Consider the following 23,336-nt stretch of genomic DNA (forward strand, 5'->3'; position numbering starts at 1 on the left):
GGTGGAACAGGGCACTAGGGCCCAGTTCCACCCTCTCCATCACTGTCCCATTTCCCGCCAGTAAATGATGTGGTCATTGCCGCGATAGGTTCCGAAGGTGGCCACCGCGGAGGGATTCGAAAGGCTGCCGACACCGTTGTAGTCATCCTGCAGCCAGAGCGGCATCACCCAGTCTACCCGCACATCCCCCTGATGCCCTGCGCCCGGCGCCTTCAAAACCAAAGCCTCCCCGGCAGCAGGCAAGCCCGCATTCAGATTGAAGGTACCCGGCGCCACCACGCTGGTGGATATCCCCGCGCTCTGGGGTGTCAGCGACACCGTGCTGGTGTCATAGCTGCTGCAGCTGTCATCCCCATTGACGACAAAAGTGCTTCCGTCGAAGTACTCCGCCCGGAAGGGCACGGTCAGGTCATGGGTTTCCGGGCCAAACGCATTGAACAGGGTCATCCGCCCATAACGCACCATAAAGGACGCCGCCGGCTGGAAGCTGAAGAGTGGATTCGCCCCGCTCGCCTTGATCCCGTCGCTGTCGGCCAGACTGTCGATACTGAATGTCAGCGCAGGCGTAAAGGGTGCCACCCGGGCAACCAAGGATTTGGTGTAGGCCACCTGATCCAGCGCGCTGAAGTTGTAGGTCATGACACCGGGGCTGGCGACCCCCAGCCCGGCAGCATGGTCCGTGACCGATACCGCCAGCGGCTTGCCGTCGGTCCCGAGGGCAGCGCTATCCGCGGTCGGCAGCGTCCGCAGGATATCGGACGCCTGCAACTTCTGGAAACCGCCCAAGGTGTAGTTCTGCGTCACCTTACCGTCGGCCGACAGTGCCGTCACCGTCACACTTGGCGGGGTTTGCCAGCTCATCGGATGTCCGGTATACGCGAATGCCGTCGCGCTTGAACAGGTCGGCGCAAGGCTCCCCGGCCCAGCCAGCGTCGCCGTGAAATGATCCGGTGTAAAACGACCGACGGTAGCACTTTCGCCGCCGGGCAGACTTTGCCCCATGTAGTTCTGACCTGCCTTCAACTGGAAGGTAAAGGCACCGACCTCGGAAAGCGTTTCGTTGTTGATTGTGGCCGTTCCCTGATCCGCCGCCGAAAAACTGACCGTGCCGATACCCAAGGTGCCGGTCACGCCACCACTGGGCGCCACCAGGCTGTCGGTCAACGGCAGGTTGTTGGCCTGGAAATTTGGCGTAACGTGATTGCCGGAACAGAATGCCGCCCCGGTTTCACCGGCGCTTTGCCAGCCCACGGCCTGCACTTGCAGAGTGAAGGGCGCACCGGCCGCGCGGAACACGGAGCACTGAGACAGATCGCTTCCCGTGCAGTCGCTGTTCGCCTGCGGCGCCTTGAGACAAAAGCCCGCCGGTACGGTGACAAACGCATTGCTGCTTCCCTGGATTACCTCGCCCGTGGGCTGGCCCTGATTATCCGTCAGCGCCATCCTGGCATGCAGGATCACCTGGCCGGCGTCCGGATAGCGCACATTGAAGGTGGCGGCTGAGGTCGTTGCGTCACCAAAGTTCAGCGGTATCGGACTGAAATTGGTCTGACTCCCCTTATTGTTTGCGGCAATCGCGGTTCCATTGATCGCCAGCTGATTGTTGCTGACACCCGTCTGACAGCTTCCTGGCGCAATGCATTCATACCCCATATCGATCGACTGGGTGCCGGTCAGGAAAGCCTTACAGGCACCCGTCTGGTTATCCGTGCGGACCGCTTCGATCGACAACGTATGGGCATTGGGCGCGATGTCTGAAGCCTTATCCGAAATCTGTCCCGGAATCGGCTGACTGGCGCCATCCACCAGGAACAGGAAGCCGCTGGGACTGAACAGGATATTCGGGTCGTAGCTGGCGCTTTCCGTGACACCGCTGTCGTTAACATTGACGTTGGTCGTCTCAGGATGGGTATCGCGAAGTTCCAGCGTGGCCACCCCCTGATCGCCAGTGGCGAAGGTATAAGTGGCCTTACCGCTGTCGCCAGCGCCATTTGACAAGGCGCCCTTAGCGGAACCCATCGACCAGTCGCCCCGTCCCGTTGAGGTGGACAGGCTGATGGTTCCGGTGTAATCGGTGACCGCCGAGCCATCGCTGGCCGAGGCCTGGATGGTGACCGGCGTCGGCGCGCAGTTGACGGCCGAGCCACTGTGAACGATCTGGAAGTGATCAAGCGAACTCACATTGGGGCAGGAAAACAGCACACCGGTCGGGACCGGCACCCGGCTCCCGCTGACCGGTGTTTGCCAATACAGGCGCGCTCCCGCCAGTCCGGTGTGCTCATACATTTCCATCCGCACGCGATATACCTGCCCCTTGCTCAGGGTGATGGCGTTGGAGGAATGCCAGGTCATCGACTGCAGATGCCAGGCATTGATAATGGGGTTGGAAAGATCGTCCAGATAGAGACGCCCCCCATCATCCGTCTCAATCCAGAGATGATAAGTCCCGGATTCCGGGGCCTGTAGGTAACCATCCCAACGGATCGAGAAGTGATCGGTATTGACGGTTCCGGGGATCGGGCTGCCGCTGCCCCAATAGTTGTCGATCGCGCTGACGCTCTGTTGCGCCACAGGCGAGCCGGATAAGGTTTCGTTGTTCCAGTAGGACGCGACGACGCCACTGGTCGCCGCGGTAAACGTCGTTTGACTCGGATTGGGGCTGATCATCCGCCCGCCGGTATCGAAGAGGTCTTTGACTGTCAGTTGGTAGGTATTGTTATCCTTCAATGGGGATGCCAGTTGCAGCGTTATATCGTAGCCGGACGAACCATAGGCGGCGCTGTTGACCGTGTAGGGCAGACCGGTGTTCTGATCAACAACACTGTAATTGCCCGGTAGGGTCGCCACCGTAGGATCCAAGACACGGGTCCGGCTGGACTGCACGAACTTGACCGTCACCTTGCTGCGGTCGCCGCACACCGAAGAGGCACCTTCCAGACTGGGAGCCGATAACGGCAGACAAGCATACAGATTGGTGGTGGGAATCGTCTGGAAACTGCCACTGCCAGGCGTTTTCCACTGCAGTTTCGCAACGGTCACGCCGCCATTCTCGTAGTACTGCATTCGCACGGCATAGCGTTGGCCGGCGACCAGATGCACCGCTGGCGACTGGTCCGCGTGCGCCGAATGGTCGGTCCAGTTATCGATGATCGGCGTCGACAGGTTGTTCACCCATAACCGGACACCGTCGTCGCTGACGGTTTGAAAGACATAGTCGCCCGTCGTCGGCGCCTCGATCGAACCGTCCCATTCTATGGCGAACTGGTTATCGTTGATGACCGGATCAGGCGATCCGGCTCCCCAGTTGAAGTCCACCGTCGCATCCAGCCGGGTCAGGTCCGGTGTGGTGGTCGGAAACGCCTGGCTGCTCTTGTAGTTATTGTAATAACGGCCGACCAAACCATTCTGGTCGCATTGACACTGCACGACGTCGGTCCATTTCTTACCCGCCGCAACACGACCGACTTCGAAGCTTTCACCGCTGCCCAGGCTCTCGCTCCGCAATCCCAGCTGGCTGATGGACGACACCTGATTGGCACCTGTCAGGGAAATCGTCGCCGTGGGCGTTCCCGGCGCGGATTCACAGTCCGGGTCGACCCACAGCTTGCCCTCATCATAATAACCATCGGAACCCTTGGTGAAAGCCGCAACGACAAAATAGGTCTGGCCCGGCATCAGGCTCTGCGCCCATTGCCGCGAACTCCCCAGGCTGACGAAAAAGTCCTCGGTGCCGGAGCCATTACCATGGTTCATCTGGATACCGTATTCCGGCGTGCTTCCACTGCCGGGCGATGCCAGCCAGAACCCCAAGCCGGCATGACTGCTTGCACTGCCATTGAAGCGGACCAGCATGCCCATATAGATCGTCGCGGCGGTAGACGTCGCCGCCAGGGGGCGATAAGCGACCTGAGGATTGCTCGCCGTGATATCGAGAGCTTTCGTCGCCTTGATACTTTCGCCATTGTCGGCGGTATAACGCAGGGGTGAACTGCTGAGGTCCTCGACACTTTGGCCGCTGTTGCCGGTCCAGGGGCCGCCCCAACCGGTTCCGCCGTTATCGCCGTTGACAGAGCCAACGGAGTAGGCAGAAAAATCATCGAATACGGGGAAGGCCGGAGCGGTCGGTGCCGAGCATAATGCCCCCAGGTCGGCATTCGCCACGGCATTGGCATCATAGCTGTAGCTTGCCGAGGGCGGATAAAACCCGAACCAGCCACTTTGGTTCTGCTCAACACCTGCCACCGTGGTGGCCCCGTCAATCAGCCCGCCGCTCACGTAGTAAGCCCAATACAGGTTACCGGTCACATACACCAGACCGTGTACCGTCGCGTTGCTGCCATAGACCGCTACATTGCCGTTCACCACCAACAAGAGGTGTGAGGGGTTTCCAGACACATTGAACTGCAGGTTGTCGCCGTCAACCTGAAGGTTACCGTCGACGTAGATGCGAACGGTACCGGAACCCTGAACATTCAGCGTGTAGTTATTGTTGTATATCGTCGTGCCTTTAAAGTAATAATCCCCAGCCGTCAGCGTGGTCCCCGACGACGGCCAATTCTGCCAAAGTTTTTTCTGATTCCACTTAATACCGGACAGATCCAGCTGTTTGGCGGGGGTGACCGCGACCTGACTGGTCAACGCCTGCGAAAACACATCACTGCACAACGCCGCCCAGGCCCGGACCGGAACAAGGAACAGCAAACACCAGAAAATCAGCCTGACAGATGCACCCGCTGCGCGCCGCTCGCCCCACCTCATCAGCGAGCCCTCACTTCAACTTCGCGACTCGCCCGATCCAGCCCGTTTCCGCAGAGTCCGGTACTGTGCAGCGTGTAATAATTGACACCGGAAACCTTGTCCGCCCGGCAATCGACGGTCACCCGGCAGCCGCCCAGGCCAGGCTGACTGAATGACTGCTGATACAGGGGAGACACACAGCTGGCGCCGGCACTGCCACCAGGCGGAATCAATTTGCTCAGGGCGACCTGGGCACCGGATTCCGCCGCCAGGAACGCCCGCTCTGACTGGATCTGCAAACTGCTCATTTCGCCACTGCCTCGCTGCATTTCCGCCATTGCCGTGACCACCAGGGCCAGCACGACGATGATAAACAGAGCCAGCGGCAGCCCTACACCGCGCTGCCGCCCGATATGATCCAGTGATTGATGAGTGAAGCGGCGTTCAGGGCACATTATGCAACTGCACCTCCTGCGTCACCGGCATCGTCTCACCGCTGGCCGCATCCACCAGCGTGTAATTGAACGTCACGACCGCATTCCGGTGCAGACTGGCCGGGATATAGACGAAGCTGACGCTGTTCAATTGCAGTGGCGCGCCCACGACCTCCCGGTTCGGATAGGCTCCCGGCAACTGCCCCTCCAAAGTCGATACGTCGGAGACAAATCCGTAACTGCGGTAGCGGTAGAGATACGCCCCTTCCCCGCAAAATGCCATGGGGGCACCTACCACGAAAAAGCGCTGTGTCGGTGAGTCCGTTGGGAATTGCTGGGTTCCGCTGGCAAAAGTCACCTTCACCTGCCCGCTGCCTGAGGGCACCGTAGCAACGGAGGCTGACAGGCTGCCTGTGGTACTGGGACTGTAGAGCGTGGAGTCGATAATCGGATAAACAGCAATATGGCCCGTCAGCGACTGGGTGGGGGAAATGGCCACAGCCTTGAAACTGGAAGCCGCCTTGTCGCGCGGTATCGAAACATAGACGGAGGCACCCAGAACGGGCATAAACTCGACACAGCGCCCATCCGGCGTCACCCGGATACTACCGGGGAGGGCCTGTCGCAAGGCCCGACTGACCTGCTCGGAAATTACCGATGCAGCAATCCCCCGCTGCTGGCGCTGCCCGGTATCAATCGCGCCGCGGGTGCTGTCGCCGACGAATTTCACCGAAACCAGGGCGACGATCGATAGCAAGACGATCACCATGACCAGCTCCACCAATGTGAAACCTGTCTGCCGCCTCATCAGAAATTCCCCCGGTATGCCGAGAACACCATCCTTGACCCGTCCGGCGGAATAATCGTCACCTGAATGCGCTTGGCATTGGCGTTGGTTAACCCAACCTCGGCACCGGCACATTGCACCGAGACCTTCACCTCGTAGCCGTTATATTCGGGCCCCAATGCTCCCTGAGAGGTACGGGGCGGCTTATCGTCCAACCCGTTGTAGTCGTCGACGTCGTTATAGGTGGATCGCGTCTCGCCGGCTTCCGGCCCCGTATGACAGGGACCCGTGTAAGCCGGAATTCCGCCGTTCGGCGTGGCGTTATCGTATTTCTGCGCGAGGATTTCATCCAGGTACAGTTGAGCCAGGGTTACACTGCGGGACTGATACAACGGATCGGCATTGTGACTGGTGAGCGCAGAGAAGGCGCCGACGACGCCAACCACGGCAATACTGATGATAACGATGGTCATCACCAACTCGATCAGGGTCGCCCCTCTCTGACAGAAACCGGCAGCCGATTTCATGGCTGACAGGCTCCCGGATACGCCAAGCCCATGGAGCTGATGCACAGTTGACGTGTGCTATCACCGCTCACGGAAACCTGGGTATTGCTGCCCGTCCTGCCGGCACCATCGTAACTCAGGCTCTGGCTGGCACCATTTCCCAGCTGCACACCATTAAGACTCAAAGTCGCACCGTCACGGCTGGCCTGGAAGGTATCGAGCGTGGTGCCGCTGTCGACCACAGCGAACAACCAGTCCTTTGCCGTTTGGCTGATCACCAGGGAAACCGGGTTACCACTATCCGCATCCGCTAGTGCACGTTGCTGGGCAAAGAGGGCTGCGCTTTGCAGGGTATTGGTGGCGAGTAATGGTGTGTATGTGGAGCGACCGGCAAAAAGTCCGACGCCTAAGGCAGAGAGAATGCCGACGAGGACAAGGACTGTCACTAGTTCAACGAGCGTAAACCCGTACACGCGCAACTCTGAACTGGTTTGTCGCACGTCGCGAAACTCCAATCAAAAGCGGGGTATCGTGTGACAACGATAACCCCGCTCCACATTCAATAGGGGTTACTGACAACCCGTAATATCGTAGGTGATGGTAGGGCTACCACCGGATGCCGCTTCCACGTATTTCACTGAGCAGGTTGGAGGCGACTTTGCCCCCTTCAGCTCAATCAACGCAGTCCCTGCAGTTGAGGTGTCCATGGTGTAATCCTGCGAGCTAATCTGGGCGGCATCCACGATGCTGCCGTTGGAACCGGCTTTTGCCGCCGGGTATCCATTGGTCAGATCGATCTTGGTTCCTTCCACAGTGGCCGTTGTGGCGGCGCTATCGCCAGCGGCCAGAAAAGCCGAGTGTACAATAGAGGACGCCGAGCGAACGGCACCCGCAGTGCCTTTCAAGGTCGCAACCTTTGCATCTCCCCCCAAATCCGCAAAACGCGGCAAAGCGAACGCCGCCAAAATGCCCAAAATCACGATCACCATGACCAGTTCAATCAGGGTGAAACCTTTTTGTTGTTGCATGCATGCCTCCAGGAAAGTACAGCTACTACGTTTAATTATGGTTGAGTCTTCAGGTTTTTCTAGAAATCAGTGGATCAACGTTGTAACGGCGCCGGTATTGGGGTCGTATTCGATGTAATCTCCCGCCGTCGTTGCCTGATAGGTGAAATAACAGTTCCCTCCCGACAGCGAGACCAGGTAATCGATGCCGGTTCCGGCCGTGGTACTGACTTTGGGCCCGTTCGCCTGGAGCAGGGCCCCCCATAGCTGAGCGCAGTCGGTCGCGGTGATCGCCGCTGGGTCGGTATTGCCACTCACCCCCGTCGGCCAGCCGTCGGCGCCGACATCCACAACGTTTTCGCCAAAACCCTGAACGTTCTGCATTGCGCCGGGCGCGCCGTTCGCCGTCCACTGGGAGCGCACCAGTGCAACCGCCGAACCCAGTGCACTGGCTGTACCCTTGACGCTGGACTGATGGGCAGCATCGGAAAGGCGGGCAAACCGGGGCAAGGCAAAGGCCGCCAGGATGCCCAGGATGACGATGACCACCACCAGCTCAATGAGCGTGAAACCCGTTTCTCTTTTCATCTTTATCCCTGCCCTTTGCCGTTTTCCGGAGCCGGCCACCAGCGCACCAGCTCCAACCCGATCAGTCGATCGCCCCGATCGAACCGTCCGTTCCCGTTCCTGTCCTCGAAGTTCAGGCGAACCCGCCAGCGGAACAAACCCTCCCGATCCGCAGCCTGTCCCTCTATCGTCCCGATATCCCGCGAGCGATAGACCAGAACTCCGCCGTCGCCATAAAACCGCTGATAGCACCAGTGCCCGGAGGCGAGCGCCGACGGCGACACACAGATACCACTATAGTTACCGGGTGCGCCCTGCATCCAATTCATGGGATTTGCACCCGCCCATACGGTCGCCATCGGCTCCTGCCGCGGCAACTGCAAGGTTGCCGTCTTGATGACCAACGTTGCCCGAACCTGATTCAGCACCTGTCGAACCGATGCACGCTCTGCCCGCTCGGCCTCCTGCTCAAGACTCCAGAGCAATCGCGAAACGAGCACCGCAATAATCAGCACCGACAGCCAGAACGACAGCCGCCGTCGCATACTGACACGCGTCACCCCATCGACGTAGGGCGACCCCGACATCAGCCTTTCCCCAGCGCAGCCCGTCCCAGATCCCAGATCGGCAGAAAGACGCCCAATGCCAGGATCAGAACCAGAACCCCCATTGCCACGATCAGCAGCGGCTCAATCGACTCCGCCAGCCGCTTCAAGCCGAAGTCGACCTCTTCATCATAGAAATCGGCGACACTGACCAACATCTCATCGACCGCGCCGGTCTCTTCGCCCACCGCGATCATTTGCAGGATCAACGGCGTAAACATCTTGCTGGCACTGGCTGTACGCAACAGGCTGTCGCCCCGCTCAATCCCTGTACGCATATCGCGGATATGGTGTGCGATCCAGGCGTTGTCGACCGCATCCGAGACGACGGTCAGCGCATGCGTCACCGGCATCCCTGCCGACAGCGTGTTGGCAAAATTGCGGGCAAAGCGGCTTAACGTGATCTTTTCCAACAGGTCGCCGATGATGGGAATACGTAGTTTGTAGCGGTCCCAGACCTCCCGCCCCTGGGATGTCTTAACCCAGGCCGCCAGCGCGTAGGACACCACTGCAGCGACAAGCATCATCAGATACCAGTAGTTGATCAGGAAGTTGGAGGTTGCCACCAGCAGCTTGGTCACCCAGGGCAGATCGGCGCCCAGCTTGTTAAAGACCGCCGCAAATTTCGGGATGACCAGGAAGTTGACCACCATTAGCGCCGCAAACAGGGCGGTCAGCACGAAGGTGGGATAACGCATCGCCTGCTTGACGCGACGCTTGGTCTCCCGCTCCAACTCCAGCATCTGCGCCACGCTGAGGAACGACTTATCCAACTGCCCCGTGTTCTCACCCACGTGGATCATGGCGATAAACAGCTCGGAAAACACTTTCCGGTGCGCCTGCATTGCGGTTGCCAGAGAGACACCTCCCTCCAGACGGTTCGCGAGATCATTGAGCACTTCGGACAGGCGTGGTGACCGGGTCGTTTCGGCCAGCCCTCGCATGGTCCGGATAATCGGGATCCCCGCCTTGGTCAGCGCATGCATCTGCCGGGAGAACACAACGAGATCGTCCAACGTGATCTTGGGTTGAAAGATCGGCAATTGGGCTAGGGAGGCGCCCGCCTTACCCGCCGAGGACGACGAGATTTTCAACGGGGTGATACCCCGTCGCATCAGTTCCCCCGCGGCGGCATCCTGACTCGCAGCATCCAGCGTGCCCTGCTGCAGACCACCCTGTGCGTCCCGCCCCCGATACTCGAACTGCATGCTACCGCCCCCTTGGTTCCGCTCAGACCACAGCGTCGTCAGTGAAGACGTCGTTTTCGATGGATGCCGACACGCGGGCGACCTCCGCCAGCGTGGTCACCCCTTCGCGGGCATAATCCAGAGCACAGCTTTCCAGCGGCCGATAATAGGGACTCTGCCGCGCCGCGCGCGCAAAACCGGAGGCGTCGCTACGACGCAGCGCATCCAGCATCTTCTCATCCAGTTCCAACAACTCATGAACACCTATGCGGCCCCGGTATCCCGTGTTACCGCACTGGTAGCAACCCCGTCCGTGGACGAAATGGCCGTCCAAAGACTCCCCCTCCGGAGCCAACGTTGCCTGCAACCAGATCTGTTCCTGCTGGGTGGGCGTATAGGGCGCCTTGCAGTTATCGCACACCCGCCGGATCAGTCGTTGCGCAACCACGGCCACCAGGGAACTGGCCACCAGGAAAGGCTCCGCCCCCATATCCATCAGGCGCATGGCACTGCCGATCGAGTCATTGGTGTGCAGCGTCGACAGTACCAGGTGGCCCGTCATGGCCGCGCGCAGGCCGATCTCAACGGTTTCCTGGTCCCGCATCTCGCCGACCAGGATGATATCCGGATCCTGACGCAGACTGGCTCGCAGGATAGACGCGAAATCCAGTCCGATCTTCGGGTTGACCTGCACCTGGGTGATGCGGGGCAGCCGGTATTCCACCGGGTCCTCCGCCGTGATGATCTTGACCTCGGGACGGTTCAGTTCGGACAAGGCACCATAGAGCGTGGTCGTCTTACCGCTCCCGGTGGGACCGGTGACCAGAATCATGCCGTGGGGACGCTGAATCAGACGCCGAAAACGTTCGAGCAACCTGGCCGGCATCCCCGTCGACGCCAGGTCCAGACTCCCCTCGGACTGGTCCAGCAAGCGCATGACCACGGTTTCACCGAACTGCACGGGCATGGTCGACATCCGCACATCGATGCTGCGCCCCTTGACCCGGATGTTGAAGCGTCCGTCCTGGGGCATCCGCTTCTCGGAAATGTTCAGGCCAGCCATCAGCTTGAGGCGCAAGACCAGCGCTGAGCTGATGCGTTTCTCCTTCATGACATGCTCGTGCAGTACCCCGTCGATCCGCTGACGGATACGCACCACATTCTCGTCCGGCTCGATATGGATATCCGAACTGCGGCTCTGGACCGCATCTTCGAACAGGGTTTGCAACAGCTTGACCACTGGCGCTTCATTAACGTCGGTTTCCGCCGACAGGTCCGCCAGGTCGAAAGCATCTTCACCCAGCTCGTCTTCCAATTCCTCCGCCAGGGAAGCGATCTCATCGGTACGGCGGTAGACGAGGTCCAGGGTGGTCAGCAATTCGCTTTCCCGGACGACCGCCTGTTTGACCGGCTGCTTGAGAATACGGACCAGCTCGTCATAGGCGAAGATATCCATCGGGTCGGTCATGCCGACCAATAGTTCGCCGGACTGCTCAGAGAGGACAATGGCCCGGAACCGGCGGGCCTGGGTTTCCGGTAGCTTCTTGATCAATTCGTTGTTGAACTGGAAGTGGCGAAGCTGGACAAAAGGAATCGCCAACTGCCGCGACAGGAAGTTGAGCAGATTATCTTCGTCGATATACCCCAGGTCGATCAGCGTCCGCCCGAGCTTTCGGCCTGTATTCTTCTGCTCGCGCAATGCGGTCATCAGCTGATCGTCGGTGATGACCTGGTTCTGTACCAGCAGGTCACCGATCCGGATTTTCTTGCGCGGTTCCACCATAACCCTTACTCGTTCTCTTGCGCACTCAAGGTGCTCAACCGCTGAGCGACATACTGCCGCAGTGGCGGATTCAAACCGGAGAGCATCATGGCCTGCCGATAGGCTTCGCGGGCACCTGCCACACGGCGCTCACTGTCCAGCGCAATCCCCAACCCCGCCCACCAGTCAGCGCGACTGTTATCGAGCTGTAGCAACTTGCCCCAAATGGTTGCCGCCTGCGCAGGCTGGCCAGTCTGCTGGTACAGTGTCGCCAGCATGGTGTGGTAATCCGGCCAGTCGCTCAGTTCAGGGATACTTTTTTTCAGCTCGGCCAATGCCGACGGCGCTCCCGATGTTGCCAGCAGCGCCCGGGCCCGGAGCATACGCAGCCGGGGCGACTGCGATGACAGCGATTCCGGCACCAGATCCAGCACAGCCCCATAGCGCTGACCGCTCAATAGACCGCTGACAAGCGCAATGCGGCTGCGGTGCCAGGACTGCCCCGGCGTCGCCGTCTGTCGGAAAAGTGCCATCGCCGCATCATCGTCACCGCGTTCAAGCAGCGTCTGCAACCGCGTCGACAGGGCTTGATCCTGCTCGTCCGGCGTCAGCTTCGCCGGTCGGATCACAGCGGTGTCGGGCGAGGCATCGGCGCTCGCTGCCGTCGCGGCAGCTATCGCTGGTTCCTGCATCGCGACTGCAAAAGGTGCGACCGTCTTGGCGACAGGCTGCGAAACCTCGGCTTGCGCAATACGTGTCGGTTGCGTGTCGGCAGGCGCAGCCTTGTGCCGGTGGGCAACGGCTTTCGGTGGCAAAGGCTTCGGCACAGATCTCGCCTCCGACGCCTTGTGGTGTCGGGTTGCCTGAGGGGCATTCGCCGTCGAAACCGGTGCTGAAGGTTTCGGCGCCGCAGCCGTGGCGGCAACGACTTCTTTCACCACAGGAGGGCGAGCAACGCTCTGCTCATGCACGGTCTCGGGAGCAGTCTTATCAGCAGCAGACATGGCTGAGGGCAAAACCGGTCCGGCGGCAGGAGCGGCCTCCGCAGCTTTCGCGACCGGCGTAACCGGCGTTCGCCAGAACCTCCAACCACCGGCGCCAACGAGTACGGCCACCACGACCATCAGTGCCATCGCCAACCATTTCCAACGCCGAGGCGCCGCTCCAGGCACTGGCGCCGCACCCAGTTGGGGGGATACCGGCACCCCATGCTGCTCCTGACGCTGCCGCTTTTCCACATTCCGCAGCGCATCGTTCAACAGGCTCATGTCCAGCTCCCCAGCCAGTACCAGCGCCGCGGCTGAACACTATCCGTATCGCGAATCGCCTGTCTGACGTGCCAGCGCCCGATAGCTCTGTCTCCACGCCCCCAGGCCGCCAGCAGGGCTTTGTGGGCAAGAATATTCACCAGCCGGGGAATGCCACCCGAGGCGCGTCCAATCATTTTCACCGCCACCGGCTCGAACAGCACAGGTCCGTTATACCCCGCCTGCGCCAACCGGTGCTGCAGGTACTGCGCCACCGCCGGACGATCCAACGGCTGCAATTTCTGCTGGAAGGTAATACGTTGTTTCAGCTGACGAAGACTGGGGCGGTCGAGCATGGCGTCCAACTCCGGCTGGCCAAAAAGCACCACCTGCAGAAGCTTCGTCCTTTCGGTTTCGAGATTGGTCAACAGGCGCAGGGATTCGATGGTTTCCTCCGGCATGGCCTGAGCCTCATCGATCACCAGAACCGGCGTACGCCCGTCTTCCGCCAGCATGATCAGCCGCTCGGAAATGGCCTTGACCCGGCGATGGGTATTGCCTTCAATCGCCATGTCGACGCCCAATTCGTCCGCAACCGCCTCGTACAGGCCGTCCGGCGACAAATGAGGATTCGGGATATAGGCGGTCACGGCGTTGCCCTCGAGGGCGTTGAGCAGCATCCGGCACAACAGTGTCTTACCGGTGCCCACCTCGCCTGAAATCTTGATGAAACCTTCCCGCTGCTGCAGCGCCGCAAGCAACAGTTCCAGCGCCTGGCGATGGGTTTCCGCCCGCAGGAAATAGCGCGTGTCCGGTGTCAGCGCAAAGGGTGTTTCCTGCAGGCCGAAATAGCTCTCGTACATGGGCTGGCACCTATTGGGCGAACATCGGCGCCGGCGACGGGTAGGACTGCAGCGTATCGCGCAACGCATTGAAGCGCTGGCGGCTGCGGGACAGATCCTGATCCCAGACCTGATTGTCGGTCACCACCGGTCGCAGCAGGATGACCAGCTCGCTCTTCGTCGACTGGAAACGCTTCTGCTTGAACAGTTCACCGATTACGGGAATATCGCTGAAGAAGGGAACAGACGCATTGTTGTCCTGGCTCTGGTTCTGGATAAGCCCACCGATCACCACAATCTGACCGTTCCGTGCCTTGATGATGCTGTCAGTCTCACGCACGGTGCTGAGCGCCAGCGGCAGCGTCACGTCCTTATCGCCGATGGTGACGACCTTCTGCTGATCCGTCACATTGCTGACAGAGGGATGCACATGCAGGATGATGGTGCCGTTCTGGCTGATCTCCGGCGTCACATCCAGCGAAATACCGGAGAAAAACGGCGTCAACTGAACGGATGTGGTGGTATTGCTGGTGGTGTTGACGTTGTTCTGGTTGTTGAAATCGATATTGGTTACAAAGAACTCGTCTGTTCCGACCTTGATCACCGCCTTTTGATTATTGACGGTGGAGATACGCGGACTGGACAGCACCTGCACATTACCCTGCTCGCCCAGCAGCTGGATCAGAGCGGTAAAGTCGCTGATTCGCAGCGACGCCGAAAACACGCCACCGATCTCATTACTCGCGATGGCCTTGCCTCCGACCGCTGTCTGCAGATAGCTCTTCTTGTTGCCATCTGCCGCCAGCGACGCGGACAGGTCCTGGAAATGGGTCCAGTCTATGCCCTGCTGATAGCTTTTATTAAGCCTCACTTCGAGGATCTTCGCCTCCAGGATGACCTGCCGTTGGATGATCAGCTGGGTGCGCTGCAGATAGTCTTCTACGGAATGGATCTCGTCCGGCATGGCGCGAACGACCAGCAAGCCCGCGTCGGCATTGGTAATGACCTGACGCCCCTTGCCGTCACCCACGATCATTTTGACCGACTTGTTGAGATCGCCCCAGAAATCGGATTCGGTTTCAGTCGTGATCCGGGTCCCGATCACCTGATTGTTATTGTTGTTCTGGCCAGAATTCGAATTGCTGGACGTGTTACTGGAGTTGCTGTTGCCGTTATCGACCGAGGTGACCTGGCCAGCACTCACCTGAATCTCCGAACCACCCTTGCGCTTGAAGTACAGGTAATTGATGTGAAAGATGTGTGTCTGCAAGCCGCCGGGCAATACCTTGTAAAGATTGCCCTCATGCTGGATATCATAGCCATAGAGCTGGGAAACCACACTCATCACTTCAGGCAGGGTGACCCGTTTCAGCTGCAGACTGATATTACCCTTGACCGCCGGATGCACCACAACGTTATAGCCGGTCCCCTGCACCAGGCTCTGGAAGAAAGTCTGTGCTGGCAGGTCTTTGGCATTGACGTCAAAACGGGCTTCGCTGGGCGTCGGTGCTGGTTTATTCAGCGGCGGCAACAGCGCCTGGGTCACTTCTGGCGGAACCTGATATCCGGGAGCTGGTGTCGACTTCTCCGCCTTCTGGTCAGCCGATAATTCCCGGGAAATCGCATTCACACTGTCCGTCGACGATGCCTGCGCCGTATGCAACAAAGGGTGATTGGCACACCCCGCAAGCAGCAGACAGCCGGCGGTCATGACCGCATTAAACCGAATTTTCATGCGCGAGCCTTTATTGTTACCTGATTCATTGGCGCACCTGAGGCGGCAAGTGCCACTTCAGTACATGCCGAACCCCGTGAATATCCAGAACCACTTCAGTCCGTTCGATCCGCATCACCCTGGCGCCATCAATACGTTCGCCGGGACTCACGGCCGTTCCGTTGATCACGGCAACACGGCGTGACGGGCCAAACAGAATCGACTCAAGGCGAAACGCCGACGCCGCTTTCTGATGCGCTTGAGGGTGGGCCTGGTAATCCGGTGGCCGAGTAGGGTCCTTAAGGCCCGCCGCTATTGCGGAACCCGTGAACAGGACTAGCATCCATGCCGCCAGTTGCTGACGGTCAAACACCAAGCCACTCCTTACTCAAACTGAGGGTTTCCACCTGCAGGTGTACTTCGGCCCGCGGATAATCCGTGACCTTGTACTTAAGAAGCCGCCAGCCAAAATGCTGGTGCATGCTTTCCAGGCTTTTCAGATAGTCCAACACACTAAAAAAGGAGCCCGACACCACCAGCTCGACATCGTGTGCGTACAAGGCAGGCTGCTTTGCCTTTTCGCGTTCATCCGCACCGGTGGACTTTACCTTTTCGCGTTTTGCAGTATCACCATCCAACATCAGCGGCTGCGGCGGTAAATGCCGGACCGCGAGCAACTGGAGCCCCTTTTGGGCACTCAACATACGCCGCAGCAACGGTACCATGGCTTCCGGTGAAACCAGTGTCGCCATCTCGCCCTGAAGTTGTTGCTGGAGCTGATCCCTACGTTGCTCCAACTGCTGGCGCTGCTGGCGCAAGGGTTGATTGGGGTCCTGACGCAGGCGTTGCTGCAACTTCACGACCTGCCCCTGCAACGCAGATTGTTGTTGGTTCAGCTGCGCAATCGCACTGCGTAAATCCTGGTTGCCCGACCATAGCGGCGACACCACCAGTTGCCAGCCCAGGAAGAGCAGAACGAGGGCCAGCGTCGCGGCCATCAGGATACGCTCCCGCATGACCCGCTGGTCAAAAGCCTGCGCCAGATTCCGCGCGATGTCAGGCAGGCTCATGGCTTACCTCCCACGGCGTCTTTCCCCTGGGTAGACAGCACAAAATCCAGTATCGGTTTCTTGTCGTCACGCTGCATATCGAACTCGGCAAAGCTCTTGCCCTTGAACGCTGCTTCCTGCCGCAACCGTTCCAGATAATCCGGAACGGCTTCTGGTTTGGTGGTACGACCCGACAGCGTAACGTCACCCGTCGAACCGTTGAGCACGACTTCCCGTAACCAGAGATCGGAAGCTGACTGGCGAGCCAGGGCTGTCAGGTAGGGAGAGAAGCCCATCTGCCCGGCACCGGACAGCGTGTGTATTTGCGACAGTAAGCGCAGGCGTTGATCGATATCGTTTTTCAGGGCCACGACGGACTGACTCAGCACCGGGTCGATGTGCATCTCGCCCACCGCCTTGGCCAGGCGGTCATCGTCTGCCTGTAGTGCAGAAACACTCGCCTGCAGCGCAGCCTGCTCCGCCAGCAGCGCATGGTGCCGATGCCACAGCCAGAACCCGGCAATGACGAACATTGCCACAAGCGCCGTCGCGCTCCAGGCCAACTGCCGAAAGACCAACGGCTCCTTGCGGGGACGCAGTTCGGCAGTATAGAGATTGACCTCCTGCCTCATGCCGTCACCCCCTGATCGGAAAGCAAAGCTGCACAGGCCAGCACGCTGCGCTCGTCAAGCTCGGGGATCCCCACCCTGGCCGGATCGAGACGAACCACTTCCGCGGCAAGATTGACGTTCAGCATCTCCGCCAGCGGCAGCCCGTCCGCACGTGCAAGCAGATGAATCTGTCGGGGCGGAACCTGCCCCATCTGGCTTTCGTAGTAATCGAGCGAGCGTTGGAGCTCCAGCGCCAACCCCTGTACCGCCATTTCCTGCTGAACCACATCCGACAGGCTCTCTGCCGTCACATCGATACGTCTCGACAGGTACAGCACCGGGCCCTGGGTCAGCACCACCTGCCCGTGATTGGATCGCAGGTAAACGAGCGCCACACATCGATTCCCGCTTTCCAGGCGTGCAGCAAGATTCCGTAGTGCCAGCTCGGCAATGTCGACCCGCGCCAATGTGAGCGCGGCCTCTTCGGTCAGCTTGGCCAGTTCCCGTATCAGGCTTTTCCTCGCGGACACGACATTGATCAGTGCACCACGGCCGCGGGCGGCATCTTCCGGGAATGGAAACACATCGAAAACCGCATCGTCTGGGCTGTAGTCGAGCAAATCCTTCAGGCGCCAACGCACCGCATCCACCAGTTCATTATCTTCGACAGCAGGGCGCTCGATTTGGAAGATCTGGTAGTGGTCCACCGACACAACGGCGTCAACCGGACTCCCCTGAAGGCGACGGGTTTCGACCAAGGCTGTCAGCGCCGGTAGACGCCCCGCGGGGGTACAGTTCTCAAACCCCGTTGCGACCAACGCGCCACTGGCTGACAACTCGGCCCAGGCGATACCGTCAGGACGCACCTCCAGCCCAAGTCGGCCAGTACGTTGCTGGCGCCGGAAAAAATGTGTGATACGGCGAAAACTCACGGGTTTCTCACTAACTTAGAGCCCAATGCGCAGAAGTATAGTCAATATGGACAGACAACCATGTGAATCGAAGTGAAAATTGAAGAAATATTGCCAAATGTAATGCTTTGTTACCATCCACCCCGCGCGACAATGGTAGAAATCGTCCGGGAATGTCAGGAACAGGGCACCCGTAACCGTCATACGAGTAAGCACCAAGGCGCGCCCAACCGCCCATAAAAAAACCCGCTGCGTAAGCGGGTTTTCAAGGTGAACGCATCGATCAGAACGGAATATCGTCGTCGAAATCGTCGACCGTCTCCGGCATACCACCACCGCTCGGCGGCGGTGCATATCCACCGGCAGGTGCATCCTGCGGGCCACTGCTCTGCGCGGGCGCTTGTGAAGGTGCTCGTTGCTGGCTGCCCGCTGACGGACCCGGCCCCATGCCACCTTCACCTCCACGGCTGTCGAGCATCTGCATCTGACCATTGATATCGACAACGATCTCCGTCGTGTAACGATCCTGGCCACTCTGATCCTGCCACTTGCGAGTTTGCAGGCGCCCCTCGATGTAGACCTTGGAGCCTTTGCGCAAATACTGCCCAGCCACTTCGGCGACTTTGCCGAACATGACAACGCGATGCCACTCCGTACGCGGCACCATTTGACCCGTCTGACGATCCTTGTAGCTTTCGTCAGTCGCGATATTGAGATTGGTCACTGCATTGCCATTCGGGGTGTAACGGGTTTCCGGATCGTTACCCAGGTTACCGATCAGGATAACCTTATTGATACCTCTCGCCATTGCTAGCTCCTGTAAACGCGGCCTTGTTTATCGAGCTTCCATGCTCACCATGGCTAACCAGCCACAAAGGGCAACTGTTTGAGCGTTTCCTCATCCAGCGCCTTCTTGTCCACCTTCAAATAGGCAGCCTGCTCGGCGGGGACGATCATCACGTCTTCCACACCGCGAACAGCTGCCAGGGACTGACTGACTTCACCGATGTTAATCGAGTCTAAAGACGCCAACTTTAACACGAAACTGGTGGAATAGCTTGGCTGCGGCATACCGATAATGATCACCAGCCAGATCAACAACAGCGCCACCATCAGCACCAGAACGGGCACTACGCCGAAGTGCTGCAGCACAATACCAGCGATGGCTCCTCCCAGGAAGGCACCGATAAACTGGCTCGTCGAGTAGAGCCCCATCGCCGTGCCTTTACTGCCGGCACGGCACTCCTTGCTGACCAAAGAAGGCAGGGAGGCTTCCAACAGATTGAACGCCATGAAATACAGGAAAATAAAGAACCATACCGCCGCCAAGCTCTGGTGCCAGACCGCCAGCAGAGCCATCGACACAGCCATCAGCGCCACGCTGCCACCCAGGACCTGCTTCATCTTACGGCGCTTCTCACCAATGATGATGAAGGGGATCATGGCAAAGAAAGCGGGCGCGACAACGCTCAAATAGACCCAGGAATGATGCGCCTTGGGGATATGCAGGTTATTCTGGAGGATTGTCGGCACCGAAACGAAAAAGGCCACCAGCACCATATGGAGGGTCATGACGCCATAATCGAGGCGCAGAAGGCGACGATTTTTCAATACGGCAGCAATCCGTCCGGCCACAGCCTCCGTATCGGCATGCACCACCAGTTTAGGCGGCGTTGGCACCACAAAGATCACCACCAGCAGCCCCACACCGGCAAACGCCGCGGTGAGTCCGAAGATACCCTCGAGCCCCCAGAGCTGGCCCAACAAGGGACCGATAACCAGAGAGATGGAGAACGCTACACCGACACCGATACCAATAGTGGCCATCGCCTTGGTGCGACTCTCTTCGCTGGTGACGTCGCTGACCAACGCCATCAGCACACTGGCGATAGCACCAGATCCCTGCAGGAACCGGCCGGCGATAACACCATAGATCGAATCGGAGAACGCAGCCAGCAAACTCCCCAAACCGAACAGGATCAAGCCAATGATAATCAGCGGCTTCCGGCCAAAACGATCGGACAGCATGCCATACGGAATCTGCAGCAACGCCTGGCTAAGCCCGTAGGCGCCAATCGCGAGGCCAGCAAGGCTCTCGGTATAGCCTTTCAGGTGAGTACTCATCAGCATGAAGATGGGCATCACCATGGCCAGACCGAGCATGCGCAGACCATAGACCGCCGCGATGGCGGATACAGATTTGAGTTCGGTTTTCGTCATGAATAGTAACCAGTTGTATGAAGAGTTCTGATTTCGGTCGGCTCACACCGACCCGAAGCGGCGCATTTCGCCAGCGGCAAAGCCAAAATTGGCGGCCATTGTATCAAATACCTTTTTCAACGGATCTTGCTTTGAGCCCAGTAGCACGGAACCAGTATACTTTTCCCTTTGCGTATCGAGAGCGTATATGGACAAAATCCTGATCAAAGGCGCCCGAACCCACAACCTTAAGAATATTGACCTGGATATTCCACGGGACCAGTTGATCGTGATCACCGGACTGTCGGGCTCCGGGAAATCTTCGTTGGCTTTCGACACCCTCTACGCCGAGGGACAGCGTCGCTATGTCGAGTCACTGTCCACCTACGCCCGGCAGTTCCTGTCAATGATGGAAAAACCGGACGTCGACCACATAGAAGGCCTGTCGCCAGCCATTTCTATCGAGCAGAAATCGACCTCACATAACCCCCGCTCCACCGTCGGCACCATTACCGAAATCTACGACTACCTGCGCCTGATGTTCGCACGGGCCGGCGAGCCACGTTGCCCGGATCACGACCTTCCCCTGGCCGCACAGACCGTCAGCCAGATGGTCGATCAGGTCATGACCCAGGATGACGATGCCCGGTTCATGATCCTCGCCCCGGTTATCCGTGAACGGAAAGGCGAGCACGTCCAAGTGATCGAGTCCCTAAGGGCACAGGGTTTCATCCGGCTGCGTATCGACGGTGCCGTCTATGACATCGATGACTTGCCCACGCTGGACAAGAAACGGAAGCACACGATCGAAGTCGTCGTCGACCGCTTCCGCATCAAAGCCGGCATACAACAGCGCATCGCCGAATCCTTCGAAACGGCCCTGGAACTGGCGGACGGCATCGCTATTGCCGCGCCCATGGAGCAAGGCGGCGATGAGCTGATTTTCTCCGCTCGCTACGCCTGCCCCGTTTGTGGTTATTCCATCAGCGAACTGGAACCCAGGCTGTTTTCGTTCAACAACCCCGCAGGAGCCTGCCCCGGCTGCGACGGCTTGGGCGTCAAACAGTTCTTCGACCCCGACAAGGTCATTCAACACCCGGAGCTGACCCTTGCGGAGGGTGCAATAAAGGGCTGGGACCGGCGAACCGTCTACTACTTCCAGATGCTGAACAGTGTCGCCCAGCATTATGGCGTCGATATGGACACGCCCTACACCGACCTGCCAGAAAGCTTCAGAAAGACAGTACTGAACGGTTCCGGCAAGGAGGAAATCACGTTCAAATACGTCAATTCGCGCGGTCATATCATCGACAAGGCTCACCCCTTCGAAGGTGTGTTACCCAACCTCGAGCGCCGTTATCGGGAGACCGAATCCCAATCCATGCGGGAGGAACTGGCACGCTACCTCAGCCAGCAGCCCTGCCCGGACTGCCAGGGATCGCGCCTGCGGCGTAGCGCTCGTCACGTCTATATCAATGATCGCACGCTACCGGACCTCGTACGCCAACCCGTCGGTCAGGCACTGGCGTATTTTGGCACACTGTCACTGGAGGGGCGCCGGGGCGAAATTGCGGACAAGATCCTCAAAGAGATTCGTCAACGCCTGCAGTTCCTGGTCAACGTCGGCCTCGACTACCTGACGCTGGACCGTAGCGCCGACACCCTGTCCGGTGGTGAAGCTCAGCGTATCCGCCTTGCCAGCCAGATCGGCGCCGGCCTGGTCGGAGTGATGTACATACTGGACGAGCCATCCATTGGCCTACATCAGCGAGACAATGACCGCCTCCTGGCCACCCTGACCCACCTGCGGGATCTCGGTAACACTGTGATAGTGGTTGAGCACGACGAGGACGCCATACGCACGGCAGACTATGTGATAGACATCGGCCCGGGTGCTGGCGTCCATGGCGGTCAAGTCATTGCCCAGGGGCGCCCTGCGGACATCATGCGGAACAGGGACTCCCTAACCGGGCAGTACCTGTCCGGCACACGACGCATTCATATCCCCAAGCGGCGAACCCCGGAGAGCGGGCGCTACCTTGAATTGAAGGGCGCCAGCGGCAACAACCTACAAAACGTCGACCTGCGCCTTCCCGTTGGCCTTTTTGTCTGCATAACCGGCGTTTCCGGCTCTGGTAAGTCAACGCTGATCAACGGCACTCTTTACCCGATCGCCGCCACACAGCTTAACAAGGCTTCCACCCTGCCCCACCAGCCCTTCGACAGCATCCACGGAATGGAGCACTTCGACAAGGTTATCGATATCGATCAAAGCCCGATCGGACGCACCCCCCGCTCCAATCCGGCCACCTACACCGGCCTCTTCACGCCGATTCGGGAGCTGTTTTCCGGCACCCAGGAAGCACGGGCACGCGGATACAAGCCCGGACGTTTCAGCTTCAACGTCAAGGGCGGGCGCTGCGAGGCCTGCCAGGGAGACGGGGTTATCAAGGTGGAGATGCACTTCCTCCCAGACATTTATGTCCCTTGCGATGTCTGCAAAGGAAAACGCTACAACCGGGAAACCCTGGAAGTTAAATACAAAGGTAAAAACATCAACGAAGTGCTGGACCTGACGGTCGAGGATGCCCGCGAGTTCTTCGACGCGGTTCCCTTCCTGGCCCGCAAGTTACAGACGCTGATCGACGTTGGCCTTTCCTATATCAAGTTGGGACAAAGCGCCGTAACGCTGTCCGGAGGAGAAGCGCAACGCGTCAAGCTTGCCAAAGAGCTGTCAAAGCGGGATACGGGACAGACACTTTATATTCTGGACGAGCCGACGACCGGGCTGCACTTCTACGATATCGAGCAACTCCTTGGCGTACTCCAGCGACTGAGAGATCACGGAAACACCGTCGTTGTCATCGAACACAACCTGGATGTGATTAAAACAGCCGACTGGATTATCGACCTAGGACCAGAGGGTGGAACCGGGGGCGGAAAAATCATTGCAGAAGGTACGCCGGAAAGGGTTGCCGAAAACACGGACTCGCACACAGGCCGTTACCTCAAACCGCTACTCGAGCGTCATCGCAACCCGGCACCAGACCACGACACCGTGGACGAGGGCATATCCTAACCCCATTGCCTTAAAGAAGCGGGGAGGAGGCCGGCGAAAGCCGGCCCCATTCCTACACAAACCGGGAACTCAAAATCCCGGGACAAAAAAAA

The 23,336-nt window shown here is 59.0% G+C and carries 20 protein-coding genes; 1 reads left to right on the plus strand and 19 read right to left on the minus strand.

Annotated elements, in window-relative coordinates:
* Positions 1-39 precede the first annotated feature (39 nt).
* The 19 genes from CLR77_RS19340 to CLR77_RS19430 form a co-directional block, all read right to left on the minus strand.
* On the minus strand, positions 40-4,758 hold the full coding sequence (locus CLR77_RS19340) for a DUF6701 domain-containing protein (protein WP_097462357.1): 4,719 nt from the start codon (positions 4,756-4,758) through the stop codon (positions 40-42).
* The gene (locus CLR77_RS19345) at positions 4,758-5,192 is read right to left on the minus strand and encodes a pilus assembly PilX family protein (protein ID WP_097462358.1); all 435 of its coding nucleotides are present in this window, start codon (positions 5,190-5,192) and stop codon (positions 4,758-4,760) included. Before CLR77_RS19345 ends, CLR77_RS19340 begins: the two co-directional genes overlap by 1 nt.
* Complete coding sequence (locus CLR77_RS19350) at positions 5,182-5,979, minus strand: PulJ/GspJ family protein (RefSeq protein WP_097462359.1); 798 nt, start codon at positions 5,977-5,979, stop codon at positions 5,182-5,184. Before CLR77_RS19350 ends, CLR77_RS19345 begins: the two co-directional genes overlap by 11 nt.
* Entirely contained in the window at positions 5,979-6,485 is a 507-nt protein-coding gene (locus tag CLR77_RS19355) for a type IV pilus modification PilV family protein (RefSeq protein WP_097462360.1), read from the minus strand. The genes CLR77_RS19350 and CLR77_RS19355 overlap by 1 nt, the downstream gene beginning before the upstream one ends.
* The gene (locus CLR77_RS19360; RefSeq protein ID WP_097462361.1) at positions 6,482-6,964 is read right to left on the minus strand and encodes a prepilin-type N-terminal cleavage/methylation domain-containing protein; all 483 of its coding nucleotides are present in this window, start codon (positions 6,962-6,964) and stop codon (positions 6,482-6,484) included. The genes CLR77_RS19355 and CLR77_RS19360 overlap by 4 nt, the downstream gene beginning before the upstream one ends.
* A 69-nt stretch (positions 6,965-7,033) precedes the next feature.
* Positions 7,034-7,492 carry a prepilin-type N-terminal cleavage/methylation domain-containing protein gene (locus CLR77_RS20530; protein ID WP_097462362.1) on the minus strand — a complete coding sequence of 153 codons (459 nt, stop codon included), beginning with the start codon at positions 7,490-7,492 and terminating at the stop codon, positions 7,034-7,036.
* A gap of 66 nt (positions 7,493-7,558) precedes the next feature.
* Positions 7,559-8,059 (minus strand): type II secretion system protein, encoded by a 501-nt coding sequence (locus tag CLR77_RS19370; protein ID WP_097462363.1) that lies wholly within the window; start codon positions 8,057-8,059, stop codon positions 7,559-7,561.
* Between the two features lie 2 nt (positions 8,060-8,061).
* Positions 8,062-8,625, minus strand: a complete 564-nt coding sequence (locus tag CLR77_RS19375; protein WP_097462364.1) for a hypothetical protein — start codon at positions 8,623-8,625, stop codon at positions 8,062-8,064.
* Positions 8,625-9,851, minus strand: a complete 1,227-nt coding sequence (locus CLR77_RS19380) for a type II secretion system F family protein (RefSeq protein ID WP_097462365.1) — start codon at positions 9,849-9,851, stop codon at positions 8,625-8,627. The genes CLR77_RS19375 and CLR77_RS19380 overlap by 1 nt, the downstream gene beginning before the upstream one ends.
* Positions 9,852-9,873: 22 nt before the next feature.
* The gene (locus CLR77_RS19385; RefSeq protein ID WP_097462366.1) at positions 9,874-11,613 is read right to left on the minus strand and encodes a GspE/PulE family protein; all 1,740 of its coding nucleotides are present in this window, start codon (positions 11,611-11,613) and stop codon (positions 9,874-9,876) included.
* Between the two features lie 5 nt (positions 11,614-11,618).
* Positions 11,619-12,860, minus strand: coding sequence for a tetratricopeptide repeat protein (locus CLR77_RS19390; RefSeq protein ID WP_097462367.1), 1,242 nt, complete (start codon positions 12,858-12,860; stop codon positions 11,619-11,621).
* Positions 12,857-13,702: an ExeA family protein gene (locus CLR77_RS19395; RefSeq protein WP_097462368.1), complete on the minus strand. Its 846-nt coding sequence runs from the start codon at positions 13,700-13,702 to the stop codon at positions 12,857-12,859. Before CLR77_RS19395 ends, CLR77_RS19390 begins: the two co-directional genes overlap by 4 nt.
* Positions 13,703-13,712: 10 nt before the next feature.
* Complete coding sequence (gene mshL, locus CLR77_RS19400) at positions 13,713-15,416, minus strand: pilus (MSHA type) biogenesis protein MshL (protein ID WP_097462369.1); 1,704 nt, start codon at positions 15,414-15,416, stop codon at positions 13,713-13,715.
* A 25-nt stretch (positions 15,417-15,441) separates the two neighbouring features.
* Positions 15,442-15,768 (minus strand): hypothetical protein, encoded by a 327-nt coding sequence (locus tag CLR77_RS19405; RefSeq protein ID WP_097462370.1) that lies wholly within the window; start codon positions 15,766-15,768, stop codon positions 15,442-15,444.
* Entirely contained in the window at positions 15,761-16,465 is a 705-nt protein-coding gene (locus tag CLR77_RS19410; RefSeq protein WP_097462371.1) for a type II secretion system protein GspM, read from the minus strand. The genes CLR77_RS19405 and CLR77_RS19410 overlap by 8 nt, the downstream gene beginning before the upstream one ends.
* Positions 16,462-17,076: a PilN domain-containing protein gene (locus CLR77_RS19415; protein WP_097462372.1), complete on the minus strand. Its 615-nt coding sequence runs from the start codon at positions 17,074-17,076 to the stop codon at positions 16,462-16,464. Before CLR77_RS19415 ends, CLR77_RS19410 begins: the two co-directional genes overlap by 4 nt.
* Positions 17,073-17,987 (minus strand): type IV pilus biogenesis protein PilM, encoded by a 915-nt coding sequence (locus CLR77_RS19420; RefSeq protein ID WP_227520012.1) that lies wholly within the window; start codon positions 17,985-17,987, stop codon positions 17,073-17,075. The genes CLR77_RS19415 and CLR77_RS19420 overlap by 4 nt, the downstream gene beginning before the upstream one ends.
* 262 nt (positions 17,988-18,249) lie before the next feature.
* Entirely contained in the window at positions 18,250-18,774 is a 525-nt protein-coding gene (ssb, locus tag CLR77_RS19425; RefSeq protein WP_097462373.1) for a single-stranded DNA-binding protein, read from the minus strand.
* Positions 18,775-18,827: 53 nt separating this feature from the next.
* Entirely contained in the window at positions 18,828-20,186 is a 1,359-nt protein-coding gene (locus tag CLR77_RS19430) for an MFS transporter (protein ID WP_097462374.1), read from the minus strand.
* A gap of 187 nt (positions 20,187-20,373) precedes the next feature.
* Here CLR77_RS19430 and uvrA point away from each other — a divergent pair, with 187 nt between their 5' ends.
* Positions 20,374-23,244 carry an excinuclease ABC subunit UvrA gene (uvrA, locus tag CLR77_RS19435; protein WP_097462375.1) on the plus strand — a complete coding sequence of 957 codons (2,871 nt, stop codon included), beginning with the start codon at positions 20,374-20,376 and terminating at the stop codon, positions 23,242-23,244.
* Positions 23,245-23,336 lie beyond the last annotated feature (92 nt).

The sequence above is a fragment of the Mangrovitalea sediminis genome (genome assembly GCF_002514725.1).
GTDB classification, from domain to species: Bacteria; Pseudomonadota; Gammaproteobacteria; order Pseudomonadales; family Oleiphilaceae; genus Mangrovitalea; species Mangrovitalea sediminis.

What these genes read in the sequence shown, in the direction of transcription:
- CLR77_RS19340 (WP_097462357.1), bottom strand. Translation starts at nt 4,758, where the DNA reads ATGAGGTGGGGCGAGCGGCGCGCAGCGGGTGCATCTGTCAGGCTGATT.
- CLR77_RS19345 (WP_097462358.1), bottom strand. Translation starts at nt 5,192, where the DNA reads ATGTGCCCTGAACGCCGCTTCACTCATCAATCACTGGATCATATCGGG.
- CLR77_RS19350 (WP_097462359.1), bottom strand. Translation starts at nt 5,979, where the DNA reads ATGAGGCGGCAGACAGGTTTCACATTGGTGGAGCTGGTCATGGTGATC.
- CLR77_RS19355 (WP_097462360.1), bottom strand. Translation starts at nt 6,485, where the DNA reads ATGAAATCGGCTGCCGGTTTCTGTCAGAGAGGGGCGACCCTGATCGAG.
- CLR77_RS20530 (WP_097462362.1), bottom strand. Translation starts at nt 7,492, where the DNA reads ATGCAACAACAAAAAGGTTTCACCCTGATTGAACTGGTCATGGTGATC.
- CLR77_RS19370 (WP_097462363.1), bottom strand. Translation starts at nt 8,059, where the DNA reads ATGAAAAGAGAAACGGGTTTCACGCTCATTGAGCTGGTGGTGGTCATC.
- CLR77_RS19375 (WP_097462364.1), bottom strand. Translation starts at nt 8,625, where the DNA reads ATGTCGGGGTCGCCCTACGTCGATGGGGTGACGCGTGTCAGTATGCGA.
- CLR77_RS19380 (WP_097462365.1), bottom strand. Translation starts at nt 9,851, where the DNA reads ATGCAGTTCGAGTATCGGGGGCGGGACGCACAGGGTGGTCTGCAGCAG.
- CLR77_RS19385 (WP_097462366.1), bottom strand. Translation starts at nt 11,613, where the DNA reads ATGGTGGAACCGCGCAAGAAAATCCGGATCGGTGACCTGCTGGTACAG.
- CLR77_RS19390 (WP_097462367.1), bottom strand. Translation starts at nt 12,860, where the DNA reads ATGAGCCTGTTGAACGATGCGCTGCGGAATGTGGAAAAGCGGCAGCGT.
- CLR77_RS19395 (WP_097462368.1), bottom strand. Translation starts at nt 13,702, where the DNA reads ATGTACGAGAGCTATTTCGGCCTGCAGGAAACACCCTTTGCGCTGACA.
- mshL (WP_097462369.1), bottom strand. Translation starts at nt 15,416, where the DNA reads ATGAAAATTCGGTTTAATGCGGTCATGACCGCCGGCTGTCTGCTGCTT.
- CLR77_RS19410 (WP_097462371.1), bottom strand. Translation starts at nt 16,465, where the DNA reads ATGAGCCTGCCTGACATCGCGCGGAATCTGGCGCAGGCTTTTGACCAG.
- CLR77_RS19415 (WP_097462372.1), bottom strand. Translation starts at nt 17,076, where the DNA reads ATGAGGCAGGAGGTCAATCTCTATACTGCCGAACTGCGTCCCCGCAAG.
- ssb (WP_097462373.1), bottom strand. Translation starts at nt 18,774, where the DNA reads ATGGCGAGAGGTATCAATAAGGTTATCCTGATCGGTAACCTGGGTAAC.
- CLR77_RS19430 (WP_097462374.1), bottom strand. Translation starts at nt 20,186, where the DNA reads ATGACGAAAACCGAACTCAAATCTGTATCCGCCATCGCGGCGGTCTAT.
- uvrA (WP_097462375.1), top strand. Translation starts at nt 20,374, where the DNA reads ATGGACAAAATCCTGATCAAAGGCGCCCGAACCCACAACCTTAAGAAT.